15 protein-coding genes are annotated in these 16,157 nt (G+C 47.4%); 10 read left to right on the forward strand and 5 right to left on the reverse strand.

The window, feature by feature from the left end; all coding sequences use genetic code 11:
- Window positions 1–884: dipeptide epimerase (locus VIP81_RS17425; protein ID WP_331963670.1), on the forward strand; the 884-nt coding region annotated here is incomplete at its 5' end.
- A 40-nt stretch (window positions 885–924) separates the two neighbouring features.
- Here VIP81_RS17425 and VIP81_RS17430 read toward each other — a convergent pair.
- From VIP81_RS17430 to VIP81_RS17440, 3 genes are all read right to left on the reverse strand, one after another.
- A complete protein-coding gene (locus VIP81_RS17430; RefSeq protein WP_331963673.1) occupies window positions 925–1,542 on the reverse strand; it encodes a hypothetical protein in 618 nt (205 codons plus the stop codon).
- 185 nt (window positions 1,543–1,727) lie between these two features.
- Entirely contained in the window at window positions 1,728–1,997 is a 270-nt protein-coding gene (locus VIP81_RS17435; protein ID WP_331963676.1) for a hypothetical protein, read from the reverse strand.
- Window positions 1,984–3,537, reverse strand: a complete 1,554-nt coding sequence (locus tag VIP81_RS17440) for a hypothetical protein (RefSeq protein ID WP_331963679.1) — start codon at window positions 3,535–3,537, stop codon at window positions 1,984–1,986. Before VIP81_RS17440 ends, VIP81_RS17435 begins: the two co-directional genes overlap by 14 nt.
- 143 nt (window positions 3,538–3,680) lie before the next feature.
- Here VIP81_RS17440 and VIP81_RS17445 point away from each other — a divergent pair, with 143 nt between their 5' ends.
- From VIP81_RS17445 to VIP81_RS17485, 9 genes are all read left to right on the forward strand, one after another.
- On the forward strand, window positions 3,681–4,904 hold the full coding sequence (locus VIP81_RS17445; protein WP_331963681.1) for a PmoA family protein: 1,224 nt from the start codon (window positions 3,681–3,683) through the stop codon (window positions 4,902–4,904).
- A 145-nt stretch (window positions 4,905–5,049) separates the two neighbouring features.
- Window positions 5,050–5,352, forward strand: coding sequence for a hypothetical protein (locus VIP81_RS17450; protein ID WP_331963683.1), 303 nt, complete (start codon window positions 5,050–5,052; stop codon window positions 5,350–5,352).
- 31 nt (window positions 5,353–5,383) lie between these two features.
- The gene (locus tag VIP81_RS17455; protein WP_331963685.1) at window positions 5,384–5,911 is read left to right on the forward strand and encodes a hypothetical protein; all 528 of its coding nucleotides are present in this window, start codon (window positions 5,384–5,386) and stop codon (window positions 5,909–5,911) included.
- A gap of 12 nt (window positions 5,912–5,923) precedes the next feature.
- Window positions 5,924–6,961, forward strand: coding sequence for a DUF3137 domain-containing protein (locus VIP81_RS17460; protein ID WP_331963687.1), 1,038 nt, complete (start codon window positions 5,924–5,926; stop codon window positions 6,959–6,961).
- A gap of 354 nt (window positions 6,962–7,315) precedes the next feature.
- Window positions 7,316–9,760, forward strand: coding sequence for an ATP-dependent Clp protease ATP-binding subunit (locus VIP81_RS17465; RefSeq protein ID WP_331963690.1), 2,445 nt, complete (start codon window positions 7,316–7,318; stop codon window positions 9,758–9,760).
- Between the two features lie 34 nt (window positions 9,761–9,794).
- Entirely contained in the window at window positions 9,795–10,241 is a 447-nt protein-coding gene (locus VIP81_RS17470; RefSeq protein ID WP_331963693.1) for a hypothetical protein, read from the forward strand.
- Window positions 10,242–10,280: 39 nt separating this feature from the next.
- Window positions 10,281–11,648 carry a DUF5458 family protein gene (locus tag VIP81_RS17475; RefSeq protein ID WP_331963696.1) on the forward strand — a complete coding sequence of 456 codons (1,368 nt, stop codon included), beginning with the start codon at window positions 10,281–10,283 and terminating at the stop codon, window positions 11,646–11,648.
- A gap of 115 nt (window positions 11,649–11,763) precedes the next feature.
- Entirely contained in the window at window positions 11,764–12,663 is a 900-nt protein-coding gene (locus tag VIP81_RS17480; RefSeq protein WP_331963699.1) for a hypothetical protein, read from the forward strand.
- Complete coding sequence (locus VIP81_RS17485) at window positions 12,660–13,754, forward strand: transglycosylase SLT domain-containing protein (RefSeq protein ID WP_331963702.1); 1,095 nt, start codon at window positions 12,660–12,662, stop codon at window positions 13,752–13,754. Before VIP81_RS17480 ends, VIP81_RS17485 begins: the two co-directional genes overlap by 4 nt.
- 136 nt (window positions 13,755–13,890) lie before the next feature.
- Here the strand turns inward: VIP81_RS17485 and VIP81_RS17490 are convergent, their stop codons facing one another.
- On the reverse strand, window positions 13,891–15,717 hold the full coding sequence (locus VIP81_RS17490; protein ID WP_331963705.1) for a hypothetical protein: 1,827 nt from the start codon (window positions 15,715–15,717) through the stop codon (window positions 13,891–13,893).
- Between the two features lie 23 nt (window positions 15,718–15,740).
- Window positions 15,741–16,157, reverse strand: a 417-nt coding sequence (locus tag VIP81_RS17495; RefSeq protein ID WP_331963708.1) for a GPW/gp25 family protein, incomplete at its 5' end; no start/stop codon positions are given.

Raw genomic sequence — 16,157 nt, forward strand, 5'->3', positions numbered from 1 at the left:
CCGCCGATAATTCCTATTATAATATGACGGTGCCGCGTCTCATGGCAGCCATCGACCAACATCGCGCTTTTATCGAAAATTATCACCTGACCACGCCAGCCGCTTTCTGGCAGGATATGTACCCTTTGCTGTACGACAATATGTTTGCCCTATGCGCCCTGGATATTGCAGCATGGGACCTGTACGCGAAACAACAGCACCAAAAGCTGTACGAAGTGTGGGGGCTGGACATTTCCCATAATCCGTTAACTGATTACACCATTGGTATCGACACCGTTGAAAATATGGTCCGTAAACTGAAAGAATTTCCATGGCCCATTTATAAAATTAAGTTGGGTACGAAAGAAGATATTGCCATCATTACGGAGCTGAGAAAGCATACAGACGCGGTTTTCCGGGTAGATGCCAACTGTGCCTGGGGCGTAGATGAAACGCTGCGCAATGCCGTCGCATTGAAGGCGCTCGGCGTGGAATTTATTGAACAACCCATGCCGGCGGCCGATAAAGAAGGCATGAAACAGGTATATGAACAGGTGGTATTGCCAGTGATAGCAGATGAAAGCTGTATTGTGGAGCAGGATGTAGCCCAATGCCAGGGCTATTTTCACGGCATTAATATCAAACTAACCAAATGCGGGGGCATCACACCTGCACTGCGCATGATAGCCGCTGCAAAACGTGCCGGTATGAAGGTAATGACGGGCAGCATGAACGAAAGCACCGTGGGCACCTCTGCGGTAGCGCACCTGCTGCCATTGCTGGATTATGTGGACATGGACGGTCCGCTGCTGCTGGCAGAAGATACCGCTACCGGTATTACCATGGAAAACGGACATATTGTGTATGCACATGGGCCGGGCACCGGCGCCGTATTACGCCGCTGATTAGTGGTGGCGTCATTTCCTTTAACAGGATATGAGGTAGTTAATTCGTTTTATAATCCGGCCAGAGGATGCCCGCATAGTTACCAAGTGAAGTGGTAACGATGGCTGCTACGGCCGGCACGTTGCACCTGTTCTGATCACGGGTGGCAATAATTCTGTCGGCATATGTTTGCAGTAAAGGGGGCGATGCGATGATTGCAGCAATATCTCCGGTAGCGGGCAGGTTCATACCTGTAGAAGAAAAAGGCCATTGCATAGCAATTTCCCTGATGTGTTGTACCAGTGGGGCATCCGGCGCCATGCCCTTACTAAGACTTAGCAGGTCCGGCAGGTATCGCAAACAGAGGTCTGCACTGTAAATATTGGCTGCCGTAGCTGGAAAAGGATAAGGAATAAGCCAGTCTATAATGTCTTGTTTCTCCGCTTCCCTGAGCATGGTGAGTTGTACTATTCTGTAAATATATCCGGCTGCCCAAAGGGCGGCATCAGCGTCGAAAGCCGGCGCAGTACCGGGTATTTCCAGTATATCGTTTTGGTAATAAGCCGCCAGTATCGTTTGGGTGTCCTGTAATTCCTGTGATGTAAAAGGGATAATTTGATTGACTACAGTTACTTGTCCTTCGCGTACAAGGTGGTTAATAAACGCATCTAAATTCATAGGTAAACATTTGGCCGTTCGCGTGCCCGCAACATCAGCGGATTACGTTGAAACAACAAAATAATAAAAAATCATATATCTGTTACAGTTAGTTGTTGCTTGCATGATGGGGCAGGGAACAATGCCGTTACCAGCAATGTGTTGGCGTATTCAGGTTAGGGCAAGGCGTATTCACATCCGCATGGCTATTCTTCCTCCTTCCAGGTTTGGGCCAGAAATACATAGTCCTCAATACAGCCGGTGGCCACAATCATTTTGCCGGCCAATGGCATCAGGGGATTTTGCATAAATGGATTAGCGCCGGCAGGACGTATCAGGTAGTCGCCCTGATCTGTTACCAGAAATACGCCGAGGTGTTCACTTTTACTGTGTTTGCCAAATGTGCGCAGCACCAGGCGTCCGGTGAGCGTAATAAAGGGACTGTTTTTGTCCCTGTTGGTTTTATCTGCTGACATATTCACGATACCCCAGTATTTGATTATTTTTTTCTTTCACCACAATGACCTTGGTTAAAGGTATTTCCCCAATGGTGGCAGATTCCGAAAATACGTGAAATTTTACAGATGGCATGGCGCCATTGATATCTTCTTTGCCTGTGGGACTATTTTTCCTGTTTACAAAAATCTTTGGGTCACGGTTTTTTGCAAAGTTTTTTTCGTCCAGCAACAGGTGCATGGCGGTATGCAGGGCCGGATCTGTAGCATGGGAGCCATCAGAAGGATGTGGCACGGCGATAAAGTCGTCCAGCATTTTGCCCCGGGCTTCCAGGTTATCGCGACGGTTTTGTACGGTATTGACAAAAGCTTGTTCCGCCCCGGTGGCACTGGGATCTTTGTCGTTGATCACCGGTTGCCAGGAGGGATCACCGAGCAGGTAAAACTGCGCCGCTGTTTTCAATTCATAGGGATCCAGGGTAGGCCCCATTTCATTCAGGAACCGTTGTCTGGCTTCCAGTAGTGCCCTGCCGGTCGAAGCACCATTCAATACATTGATCACGAAATACTGCGTCAGCAGATCCGCTAATCCCTGTCCGGTGGGTGGGCCATAGGCAATGTTGGAGCTGCCTACAAAAGCCAGTGCATCATTCAGCAGATAGCTGTTGGCCATACTGATCCTTTTAGCGCTGTTTTTCTTCGGATCAAACAGTTGTCCGCCGTAACAGCATTCTGCTGCTACGATGGTACCATGCGTAATTTTATCTTTCAGGACATCTGATCTGAGTGCCAGCGGAAAATCCGTGGCTTTCTGTCCGTAGTAGGCAGGATTATAAATAGCGCCATGACAGTTGATAAAATGCGTTTTGGCCTGCAATTGGTCTGCAGTCCAGTTAGTACCGGTTAGGTTCTCATCTCCCGGAAACAACAGCAAACTGTTGTGATTCCCGAAAATATTCCGGAGACTATTCTGCGTAGAGTCCTGCCAGTCAACGGTGCTGAGCGAGAAGTAAGGGAGATAATCGCTTTGCTGTGCCGGTGCCGCTTCAATAATATTCGTAATCAGGGTATGTAAATAGCTGGTATCGCCCACAGCGGGGATATCCGGCAGCCGCCCCACTACCCGGGTCGGGGAAATAAATTTTCCCGGATCGGCATCATAAGGCGTGTCACAGGCGTAAGGCAGGTCACTGGGAATATTCCCGTCAGGATCATTGTCGCCCGGTAATAAATTTTTTAAACGCTGGAACGGGATAATGTCCTGTGCCCCCACCAGCAATATATATCCCGGTGAAAAGAACCGGTATAAATCATCTATCGCTTTCTTGTTCTGCGCGTCGTCTGTGGCATCTGTTACCGCCGCCGCCTGACATGCCTGCATTTGCACTGTGTCGTCAATAAAAACGATGTGCGCATCCAGGTGTCTGCCGTTATCATAAATCTGCAACGCACCCAAATCATCCAGGATGAGCTGATGACTGTCGCCGTATTTTTGTTGTAGGGCGGTTTTATTGGTTATTATGAGTTTGGTAGTCAGCATATTCGTATTTGGGGATGCCATAGTATCCTTATTAAGCTTTCAAAAATATTGAATTAAAAGCTAATAAGCTACCCACACTGCAACAATATTATCATTTCTCTACGCAGGGTATTTGCATAGTGAAAAAGTAAACCGTATTTTTCTGGGAATCTATGCAGCAGTTTATGAAAAAAATCCACGGGTTATCTATCCTACTGATCCTCCTCGTTACCCAGGTTCACGCACAGGTAATTGCCGGCTTTGTTGTAAAAGCAGGTACTATCAGCAGAAATAACAGTATCGTATATACGACATTGCCCCCTGCGGCCGCCAACGTGCCGGTGAGCATGGAAGAGGTTAGCCATGGAAAACGTATACCCGTTGCCGTTAATGTATACAAGGGACAGCTCTGCTGGATTATGGAAGGCATAACCCCGGCAGGCACAGAACGGAAGTACGAGCTGATAAAAGGAGTACCGGTGACCAATCCATCCATGAAAACAGTGTTAGCAGATGGGCATCTGCTGCTGGAAGAACATCAGCAACCCATTCTTCAGTATAATTTTAAAACGGTGGCAGCTCCCGCAGGCGCCGATACGGTTTATAGCCGTAGTGGTTTTATTCATCCGCTCTGGGCGCCTAATGGGGTAGTGCTGACCAACATCTTTCCCAATGCCGGACACCTGCACCATATGGGCATCTGGAATCCGTGGACACATACACTGTTTGAAGGAAGAGAAACAGATTTCTGGAATGTACAGAAAAAAGAAGGAAAAGTACGTTTCAACGGGCAGCTGGAAACGCTTTCCGGCAACGTATGGTGTGGCTTCAGCGCCGCACAGGACCATATTGCTTTTTTGAAAGATGGGACCGAAAAAACAGCCATCAGTGAAACGTGGCTGGTACAGGCTTATCCTGCTACACAGGATGGCTCCCGCCGGCAGTGGGATTTTACTTCCACTTTTGCGCCAGCTACACCCAACGGCATTACGCTGCTGCAATATCGTTATGGTGGCGGTTTCGGATTAAGAACTACACCGGAGTTTACCGCGCAAACCAGCCAGGTATTAACTTCTGAAGGTAAAACCCGTAAAGACGCCGACAGCACCCGTGCCCGCTGGGTAAAAATATCCGGCACCACAGCAAAAGGAAAGGCAGGAATGCTGATCATGAACTATCCCGATAATTTTGACTCACCCGAACCCCTGCGCGTATGGCCGGAAAATATGGAAGGCGGAGAACTGATGTTTAACTATACACCTACCCGCATGAAATCATGGCAACTCTATCCGGGCGCACGCTATCAGCTGAAATATCGCGTGATGGTATATAGCGGCGATATCACCACCGCGGAAGCAGAGGCCGCCTGGGAAGAATACGTACATCCGCCGGAAGTAAATATCATTTGATATTTGCGTTTTGTGTTTTCTCTCTTTTTCATTTATTTTAGCGGAGTGAAAGATTCAGTTTCAAATCGGTTAACCTCGGAGAAACAGATCGGATAAGTTGTGTGAATATAGCCCTGATTCAATAACCCTTAACCATCACATCCTGATGAGCAATTTAAAAAATTCCCCCAACGAGGAAGAGAAATCTCCGGATGACGAAGATGCGCCCTCCTGGGGAAGTGTGATCGTTGGTTTGTTACTTGGCATGGCTGGTGTAGCGCTTATCTTCTACCGTTATAAACAATTTCATAGCCCCATCGACGATAGTGTTGACATTACCAAAATTGAAATGCTGATTTATAAAGTAACGGGAGAAAGTATCTGGGCGCTGATTTCCGCTTATGCGTTGATAGCCTTGTCGGGCTTTTATCTCGCTATTAGTAATTTTTACAAACTCATATCCAAATGAGATAAATCTATATTCCTAAACAACATATCAAATGAATAACCTCTCCGAACTGAAAGCAATCTTACTTAACATCCATGAAAAGGATAAAAAACAAACCATCAATGCCCTTATTACCGCAGAAATTTTAGCCATACTTGTTTTTGGCCTGATTGGCTATACTATTTTTGCCGGAAAAAGCAGTGAAACACCCACCGGCGTACTGTTTATACTATTGTTTTTACCGGTAGGCGTATTGATTCCATATCTCGTGATGCTATATCAGGCCCAAAAACGTCCTGACAAAATTCATGATTTCGTAACCCGTCTGGAAAAAGGGGAATCTGTTAATAACGTGGATACCTATACGGATTATAAACTCACGCTGCCACTGCGTATTATCCGGCTGCGACTGTTTCCGATGGAATATGCACATGTGAAACTGGGACAAAGCCGTTCTTTTTTCAAACTGCCTTTGTCCGCCGAAAACGTGCAGCCATTCAAAGCACTGATCAGTCAGCAGGGACGGGATATGTCCGCCAGCTCTATCGGTGGCTCTTCTGCTAATTGGTCTTCTAACTGATAATGAATCGTCATGAAAACATTGGAAGAATTTGAAGTCTTCCTGGACCAGCAGCTTAGTCATGAGCTGCTGGCCATGGAACAACAACGTATAGCCGGTCGCAACTGGATGCGCTGGATGTGGGCCGCCAGCCTGATTCCGTTTGGGGTGTTTATTTTTTTTCTCATCCGGTTTTCCCGGGAAACGACCGCTAATATGGGCGCTGGTAATCAGGTCTTCCTGATAGCAGGTATTGTGTTACTGTTCACACTGGGTAGTTATGTCATTCGATATTTTATGATGAGAAGAAAAGGAATGGATAATGCCGTGGATTTTCAGCATGATTTTAAAAACAGGATTGTAAAGCCGGTCATTGGTTTTATCAACCCGGCATATACTTACCAGCCACTCAACTATGCCAGCTATGAGGAGTTTACCGAAAGCGGACTGTTTGCCAAAAAAGATTATCGCATCAGCGGCAACGATCAGGTATATGGTAAAATAGGGGATATGAATTTCCAGTTCTGCGACCTGCAGGTATGGCATATGCCATTGGTAACGGTACGCGGACAAGGCCCGGATACGGTTTTTTACGGCAGCTATTTTATTGGTCAGTTCCCGCGCTATTTTAGCACTCCCGTATATATTCTTTCCCGCAGCGGGAATATGGAAAACCTGTTTTCCAGTTCCGCCGCCGACAGCGGATTTATTCAAACCTGGGATCTCGGTAAAAAAGTGCTGCCGGCAGATGCTGCCTTCAATAAATTGTTCATGGTGTATTCACCCGATACAAACGAGGCCCAGCAAATGCTTACGCCGCTATTGATGGGGAAAATTATCCAGCTCCAGGAAAGAAGCGGGGCTAAATTGTTTATTTCTTTTCGCCATAACCGTATCTACATCGGTATCGGACATGGAATGGATTATTTTGAAACCACCCTGCATAAATCACTTCACGATCGGCAGATGCTGAAGAATTTCTATCTCGACTTTGTTTCACTGTTACAATTGGCAGAAGACCTGCAGGGTAACCGGGGCATCTGGACAACAAATGCATTTTCCCGATCCTGAGTAATTATTTTTCGGGAGATGGATATCGCTGTATCATATTTAATAGGTAGACATCCTCCCAATAGTTTCGTGTCAGTTTTTATTTTTTTTTAATGGATGATGTGTCGAAAATAAAATTTAAATAATATGTTTCGATATTTTTTATATTCGTTGTAACCCTTTGTAGTATTATGTTATAGCCAGAGGTAAATACGTATAATATCTGGTTTAGCGCAGAAAGTTCGCTGTATGAATGGTTTTTTTTAAGATTGAATTCTACGTATATGTTTTCGCTGTATCTTTACTTTGCTTCCTAAGAGGGGCACCCAAATAGTAATTGTTAACTTAATTTCTGAAAAACCTGGCATCATCCAAATGACCCTGTCAACATTGACCATATTCGGCCCTGCATTGCAATCTGCCATCAAGATAGCAACAGCCATTGCAAAAGATTATCACCATCCGCAGTATACACCTGCGCACTTATTGCGCGCCTGTTTGCATAGAGAAACAGGGCTGGTATCCGAATTGCATCAAATGAACCTGGATGTATACTACCTGGAAGAATGGGCGGAAGTGAGACTGGATGAGATGCCCAGAGGAGCACGGGTGCCAGATGATCCGGAGCCCGATGACGCGGCTGCAGCAGTATTGCAGGAAGCCATCAGCATCGCAACAGACAACGACCATGGAGATGCGGATGCGTGGAGCCTGCTCATTGCACTGTGTACACCCGGTGTAGGTTTTTCTTATGAACAACTAAAAACATTTCCCTTTACAAGAGAGCAATTAAAGGCTGCAGGAAAAAGCGGCAAAGAGCCCCGGAAGGATAATGGCGCAGACAACCGGATAAAACCCGGTGGTCTGAAATATGTATATCGGATGACCGATCCCCAGCTGTTGAAAACCTTTCATCCGGTAATTGGCCGTGATGGCGAAATCAGGGCTATCACGGAAATGCTTACACGTAAAGACCGCGCCAGTGTATTGGTGATTGGAGAAGGAGGGGTAGGTAAAACCGTATTGGTAGAAGGACTTGCCCGCGCCATTGTACAAAAACAAGTACCGTTACAATTGCAGGCGTCGGACATATACGCCCTCGACTACGGTGCATTTATAGCAGGGGCTGCTTATAAAAACGAACTGGAAGACCGCCTGCTGCAAATCATACAGCAACTCAAACAAACGGGCAGGCATATACTTTTTATTGATAATCTTCACAGCTTACTCGATAAACAATCCGGCGGCGGCATGGCCAATGTGATCAAAGCCGCGCTGGGACAAGGTGAAATTATTCTCATTGGTACCACTACGCCCGAAGGATTTCGGAAACTCATAGAGCCGGACGCCATCCTGCGGCATCGGTTCGAAACCATCACACTGGCAGAACCCGATGAAGTACTGGCCGGCCGCATGATGCGCGCCGTTGTTCCCGTATATGAAAATTTCTATCAACTTAAAGTATCACCTGAAAGTATACACGAAGCCATCCGCCTGTCGCGCCGATATCTGAAAGAAAGATGCCTGCCGGACAGTGCTATTAACCTGCTGGACAGGACCATGGCGGCTATACGCGCTATGCAGGATACCAGCGCAATGCTATTACAAACTTTACAGGCAGAATTTGACACTATTAATAGTGAGGAATCCTTACAAGTGGCTGATCTGCAATGGTTTTATCAGCAAATGACGGCACGCTTAGGTACCCTGCTGACGGCCCGCCTGCACGCTTCGCAGGATGTTCATAAAATGACGGCATTGGCGGATATACAAGTTTATCTGCAACAGTTGCTGGAACAATTAACGATGATCACAGCCACACCACAGGAAGCAGTAGTTTCCGTAGATCTGGCCACCATGATAGCCGGGATCACCGGTATCCCTTTGGGAAAAGTACAGTCACAGGAAAGAGAACGACTGGTGAACATGGAACAGCAACTGCGTAAACGTGTAGTAGGGCAGGACCATGCACTCAAAGCTGTAGCAGATGCTATACTGGAATCCCGATCCGGCCTTAGCAGACCCGGACAACCCATTGGCTCCTTCTTTTTTCTGGGACCCACCGGTACCGGTAAAACAGAACTGGCAAAATCATTGGCCGACTTCCTGTTCCAGGATGAACGCTCCATGATTCGATTCGATATGTCGGAATTTAAAGAGGAGCACGCCGCAGCCCTGCTGTATGGCGCCCCTCCCGGATATGTTGGATATGAAGAAGGCGGACTGCTGGTCAACAAAATACGGCAACAGCCCTACGCAGTAGTGCTGTTTGATGAAATTGAAAAAGCACATCCTTCCGTATTCGATATTTTTTTACAGATCATGGATGAAGGAAAGCTGCACGACCGGTTAGGGAAAACAGGCGACTTCTCCAATGCGCTGGTGTTGTTTACTTCCAACATCGGCAGCGAAGCCATCACCAGGTCTTTCCAGGAAAATGTGATCCCCACTTCGCAACAGCTGATGGAGCTGATGGCGCGGCATTTCAGACCGGAATTCCTGGGCAGGCTCACAGAGATCGTTCCCTTCGGGCCTATTCAGCAATCGAACGTGGAGAAAATTTTTGATATTCATTTGCAACATTTGTTGCAGTTATTGCAGCAACAGGAAATCAGCTTAACCGTATCTGCAGCCGCCCGCCGGCAGCTCGCGCTGATGGGATACTCTCCTCAGTATGGCGCCCGCCCGCTGCGGGAAGTGATCCGTGGTCAGCTGCGCAAACCATTGTCGCGTATGATCATAGATGGTAGCCTGCGAAAAGATATGGCCGTATCGCTGGATATAAAAGATGAACAGTTAGACTGGACAATAAATGGATGATTGTCAGATTCCAAAATTCTAAATTTTATCTCAAATGAATGACAACTACGGAATTGGCGGCACAGAAGTAAAGCTGGACGCCAACGAAGCCATCGCGGAAATCTCACATAACCGTACTTTGTTTGCGGAGAAGTTAACCCAGCAAACACCTGTTAAACCTGAAATAGTGGAAGGGCTTACTTCCGTGGAAGCTGTTTTTGAACACTTCAAACCAGCCGTGAACGTAAGTTTCCACGATGCAGAAGGTCGCACGGTACCAGAAAAACTACAGTTTCATCACCTGGGAGATTTCGGCATTAAAGGTATTACAGAGCAAAGCGCTTTTCTCAACGATCTGGCTACGGAAAAGGAACAATACCTGAAAATTATGAAGCAGCTGAAAACGAATAAAATTCTGAAATCAGCGCTGGCCGATCCGGATGCCCGCAAAGCAATATTGGGCGCCATTCGTGGCATGATGAACGACCTTAATACCAAATAATTAACTGTTCCCCTATTCAGGAACATAACCTCACTGATTATGGCAGAATTACAGAAAAACCAGGAGCTGCAAAATGATGGCCGGTCTTCACAGCAGGAAGTTAACCTCAGCGAAAGTATTGAAGATCTGGCAAAGTATGGTGGCTTCGACCTGTTGGAAGGTACCGTAGAAGGTGCACAAAACCTGAATCCCGATCGTAAGGCGCGCCGGAATATTTTTTTAACCGAAGCCGGTAAAAAAACAGAAAGAGAAAAACTGAAAAAAGTACTGTCCCTCTGGGAAAAAGTTTTGTCTGAAACAACGGAGCTGCCCGAAATGGTAGACTACTGCGCTGCCCATGCAGAAGAAGCCGGAAAAGTATTGTCCACCAACCTGGGAGAAGCGGTAGACTCCACCCGTGAACTGGAGCAGTCTTACCGCAACGTAGCCCTCTTCTTCAAAAATACGGAGTCAGATAAAGTAAAGAATATTTCCTTTATCAACGTGGAACTGGAGCAGCTGAAAGACCTGGATAACACCCGGTTTATTGATGCGGTCAACAATGAGCTGGTGAGCAACTACGACCGCCTCGACCTGCGGACCAATTACAGTCTGCTCGTGATCCCGGGCTACCTGGGTTCCAATAAAGTGATTGAAAAATGGGCGAAGATTGCCCATGAAAATAAAGCCATGCTGGTAACAGACTTCGCGCACCTGGATGCCCCGGATGATGTGATGGAAATGTTTGAGCTGGCCAATCTTACCGGAGGTGAAATCCATCGCTCCAATGTTATCATGTCCTGCAACTGGCTGGTAGGCCGGGGCAAGTTTGATGAAGTAGGAGAGCAGGAGCACCTCTATGTACCGCCTTCCGGCGCATTGGCGGGTAAGATATACAAAACCCTCATGTCACAGGTAACAGCCGGTAAAAAATTTGGTGGCATGAACGAAGTGGACGGGGTGAAATTTGAACTGAAGAAAAGTGAAATCGCCAGTCTGGAGAAAATGGGCCTGGTACCCATGGTGAAAGAATACGGAAAAGTGATGGCCTTCAGCGCCAAAACGTTGTTCAACGGCGATAACCTGGGCCTGCAAACCTATTCTGTAGTGCGTGTATTCGATTTCGTTACCAAAGTGCTGATGGACTTCCTGAACCGCCGTGCTTTCGAAAACTTCAATGCCAATACACGCAAGGACCTGATGAAGCAGATTATCCGCTTCCTGGATGGTATCACCGGTCCGGATAAACTGATTGAAGACTTTAACATCCGCCGCTTTGAGCAGGATCCGATTCAGAAAGACCGGATCCACCTGGATATTCATTTGAAACCTTACTTCCCCGCCAAGAACTTCCTGATCAAAATGGAGGGCCAAAAAGGCGATGAAGCTACGGATTGGGATACTACCTACGAACAGGACGGAAAATAGTGCTCAGGGGTCAGCTTTGGGGCTTTAACGGTGCTTTATTGAGTGCCGGTATCTGCCTGAAAGCTGACTGCCCGAAAAACCCCTACATTTTTTAAAGGTAAAAGCTGACCTAAAGATGAAACGAGTGTTGTGCAGTTTACTGCTTTGTTTGTTAATCACCAGTGCCGGGTTGTCCGTAAAAGGCCAGACGGGTACAGATAGTATCCTGACCACCAAAGGTGCGGTGACCCTCATTACCTCCGGTGCCCCCATCAGTACTTTCCAGATTGGCGACGGAAAAAATACAGATTATGATTATCGCATCGTGGATGGTAACATGGTGTTCCTGCGCCCCATTACCGCCGCGCCGCATCCTACCAATCTGATTGTCAGGGAAGGCGAAAATATTCATTACATGATCATTGCCTATCGCGATAAGGCAGATCTGTCGCGATTGAAATACACACTGTCCGGAAAGTCTAAAACCTCCGACGCATTTACCACACCGGAAGCTACGCCGCAGGCGCCACGTCCCGGCAACGGACAAAGAATCACGGAAGACCAGCTGTCGAATTTACCGGAAGAAGGTGGAAACCTCATCAGCGTAGATACGGTGACCGTTGGCAAAATCGCGGAGGACTTTGGAAAGGATCATAAGGTAAACCACCAGTACGAAGTGAAAGTGGATGGCATCAGCGTAGGTTATGCGCAGGCGATGACGCTGAGCAACATGAATTACTTCTGCTTCCGTATCCGCAACAAAGGAAAGGAACCGTTTGAAATTGTGAAGGCCAGCCTCATTCATAAAGAGAAAAAAGATACTTCTCTGCTGCATACCATGCCAATCCTTTACAAAAAAGGACCTGCTACCATCGCGCCTAAAGAAGAAGTCAGCGAGGTATATGTAGTACCTTCCAAACAGTTCAGGAAAGACGATGAAGTAATTATTGTGCTTCAAACAACCGAAGGGAAACAACAGGTGGTATTATATGTGCCGGTAACAGTCCTTCCCAGATACATGCTCGCCAAACAATGAGGATACGCTTTGTATTAACGGTGCTGTTATGCCTGTTGCTCACCCATTCGGGAATCGCGCAACAGGTAGATTTCTGTGGTGAAGTGGTGCCAATGGAACGGGACTTTGTTTCCTATCGGCTCATGGATGTGATTAAGCGTAACCTGCGCTATCAGGGCTATCTGCCCTCCCTGCGACTAAAGGCGGAACAATATTTCCCCATCATTGAACCCATTCTGCAGCAATATAACGTGCCGCTGGATTTCAAATATCTGCCCATTGTAGAAAGCGGATTGAGTAATGCTACTTCACCGGTGGGAGCACAGGGCGTATGGCAAATTATGCCAGGCACCGCGGCCGAACTTGGCTTAACCGTAAGCGCCGGATACGATGAACGCAATCACCTGATTAAAGCAACACATGCTGCCTGTAAACTGATACGCCTGCTACATGATCAGCTGAACTCCTGGACACTGGCCGCCGCAGCATACAACGCCGGCTCGGGCAACATCTCCAAAAATATAAAACGGCAGGGGAGCAGCGACTATTACCAACTGCTGCTCAATAACGAAACCGCGCAGTATATCTACAAGATCATTGCGATCAAACAGCTTTTTGAAAGCCCCGAACTATATATGCCGGGCTTTGGCTATAACGTATTCAGCAAAAATACCAGCAACGGATCTGTATTCGCTACACCGGCACCCGTTAGTAAAAACAACGACAAAGAATTTAATACCATCCGCATCGCAGTTGGTAAACCAACGCCCAACAGACCCGCTGCCACGGTGTATGCCGCGCGCCTGCAAAATAACAGCAGTTTCGAAGATGGACAACTGATCAGCATTCAGCTGTTGGACGACCTGCAGGCTAACGGCGTGTATATACGCAAAAACTCCAGTATTTCCGGTAAAGGCTGGCTGGTGAGCAGCCGCATATACGTAGACCTCGGCTTTGGTAACACCATTGTGCTTTACGCAGCAGACGGGAAGAAAGGAGTGCCAGCCGGGTTATTGAAAACCGGCGGAGCCGTGCAGTTGCGTAGTGCCGGCGATAATAAAAATGTGGGGTTGGTGAATAGGTCGACGGAGCATGCGGTAGCGTTGCGATAGTTGGTGAATGGCATGGTGCATTGCAGGAGGACTTTGCTCATGTGCGCCAATGGGCAACATGCCAACAGCATTGGCAAAAAAGCATCCCCCGAAAGTAATTCATCGCTGTGAATTACTTTCGGATAAATACCTGATATCAAATAGGTACTTCATTCACAAATACCCGGTAAGGAAAAGTATTACTGGATTTTTCCTCCAGCTGCAACAGCAACTCCTCTTTCATGTAGTGAAGATTGGCGGCAGGATATCGCTCTGTAGCATGCTGCAGTGTAATGCGAATATCGAGCGTACGGCTATAGCCGGCGCCACTTCCGGGTTGCAGCGCAATTCCTTTTGCCACCACAGCCGCTTTCATTTCATTCCCAAAAATAGTCCGGCACAGCGCTTTGATATCTTCCGGCGTAACAATACGATTGTGAGATAGTAAATGCGAACGGTAGAGATTTATTTTTTCATCAATATTCAACCGGTCTTTTCCTCCTTGTGTATTGGTGAGTAAAGTAATACTGTTAGGCCGGGCGTTGATGCTGCCATACTCCAGCAGCCGGGTACCCATACGGATATTATTGGCAGCCGAGCCGTTGGTGGAATAAAATTCTATGAAGATATATTCCGCATTTTCTTTGGGCTTCACCATTACGTAGGGAATATTTCCTTTGTTGGCGCCCGGTTGCAGCTGTTCTTCCAGGGAAGCAATCAGCTGATGTAATTCCCGCATCCGGTTGGTGACGTAGTCGTTCTTCACTTCTTCAAACAGGGAGCTTTCATCCCTGATCACTTCTACCAGGTAGGCAATGACTTCTTTGGCTTCACGGGTATCGAAGCGGCCAATGCCACTGCTGCGGATCACCAGTTCGCCCTCCTGCATTTGTCCGGCAGTGGAGAAGTTGCGTACGTAGTAGTCGGTGCCTTCCAGATCATACACCCGCTTGATATCAAAAAAGATATCCGGTGTTTGCATGGGAATGATATTCAGGTAACGATTCAGTTTCATGGACTGCTCGTTATTTTTTTTGTTGATTACGGGAAAGCAGTTGATGCTGCAATACAAATCTTCCAGCAGGGTATGGTGCAGTGCTTCGGGAAATTCTATGCGCAGCCAGTGCAGGTCTTTATTCAGGCGATGGCTATCTTGTCCGAAAATGCGGTGCAGTGGCTCGGGGATACTGCTGCCGGTAGTAGTGGGCGCATCGGTGATAGTGAGGAAGTGTCGCCGGAAACGCTGCAAAATATGCTGACTATAACGGGCATTGTTATTCACGGCTACCTGTATCATGCTGTCTACGTCCTCTTCTGCGGCGCTGCGGCTGTGGTGGTATCCACCTTTTACTGCTATCTCCACGTCGTTAATAAATACCCTGGCCAGCGGCAGGTAGTGATAAAACATTTCCTGTTGGTGGGCACTACGAAGATCAAAGAAGAATGACATGCCTTCCCAGGAATGCGCCACATCTTCCATGGAAAGTCCTATCCACAAATGATTGGGAGCCATGTCCGGAAAGGTTTGCCCTTGCAGGATCTGTTCTTTGAACCAGTTATCACGTGTTTCGTATAGCTTGTTCCCAATAGCAAGGTACTGCACCTGACCGCGGAACAGGCGATGACTGGTGACAGGTGAAAAGAAAAGATCGCGGGTATGTGTACCGGTTTTGGTATGATGATAGAACTGATGGTCGGCATGAATATCGGCTACGGGCTCAGTGGCCATGGCATGCAGGATGCCGTAGGCAGGCTGGCTGCTGGTGATAGGCTCCGGCATCATGATCTGGGCCAGTCTTTCTACCAGTCGTGCATGCGATACATCCACCTCGCCTGAAATTTTTTCCAGCTCACTGGCGCAGGCTTCCAGCAGCAATTGTACTACCGGGTCAAAGGAGGTTTCCACTTCCGCATCCGGATATCCCCAGAGGCGGGCAGCGGTTTTCAGCATCCTGTCTTTTATGCGTTCTTTTTTTTCTTTCATGGGTGGTGTTAATAAACAAATGATCAATCATAAGACAATGGGCTGATGTAGAAGAAGCTGCTGTATTGGAAAGGGCTGTTGTTTTTGGCAACGGTGCCGGAAACCGTTACACGGATCTTCTTCTTCATCTTGCGGGTGGCCGGGAGCAGCAGCTCTTCCTGATTTACAGCGGCCACGACCCTTATCTGTGTTATTCTTTTTTCATAGCGCACAATGGATGCTTTGACGGCACTTTCTATCTGCTCTTTCACTTCATTATTGGAAGCTTTGATATCAAAGTCGCTGTCCCACCACTGGCAGCCGTACTGGGCATCATCTTTATTTTCCCCCAATACAGTAGTAATGAGAAGATGGATATGTTGCTCAATGGACTCTTCCAGTGCAATCGCCGGCATATCTTTTTTTTGCAGCAACTGGGAAAAGTCGATAGGTAGTTTATA

Origin of the sequence: Chitinophaga sp., assembly GCF_036566945.1 — a bacterium.
Lineage (GTDB): Bacteria > Bacteroidota > Bacteroidia > Chitinophagales > Chitinophagaceae > Chitinophaga.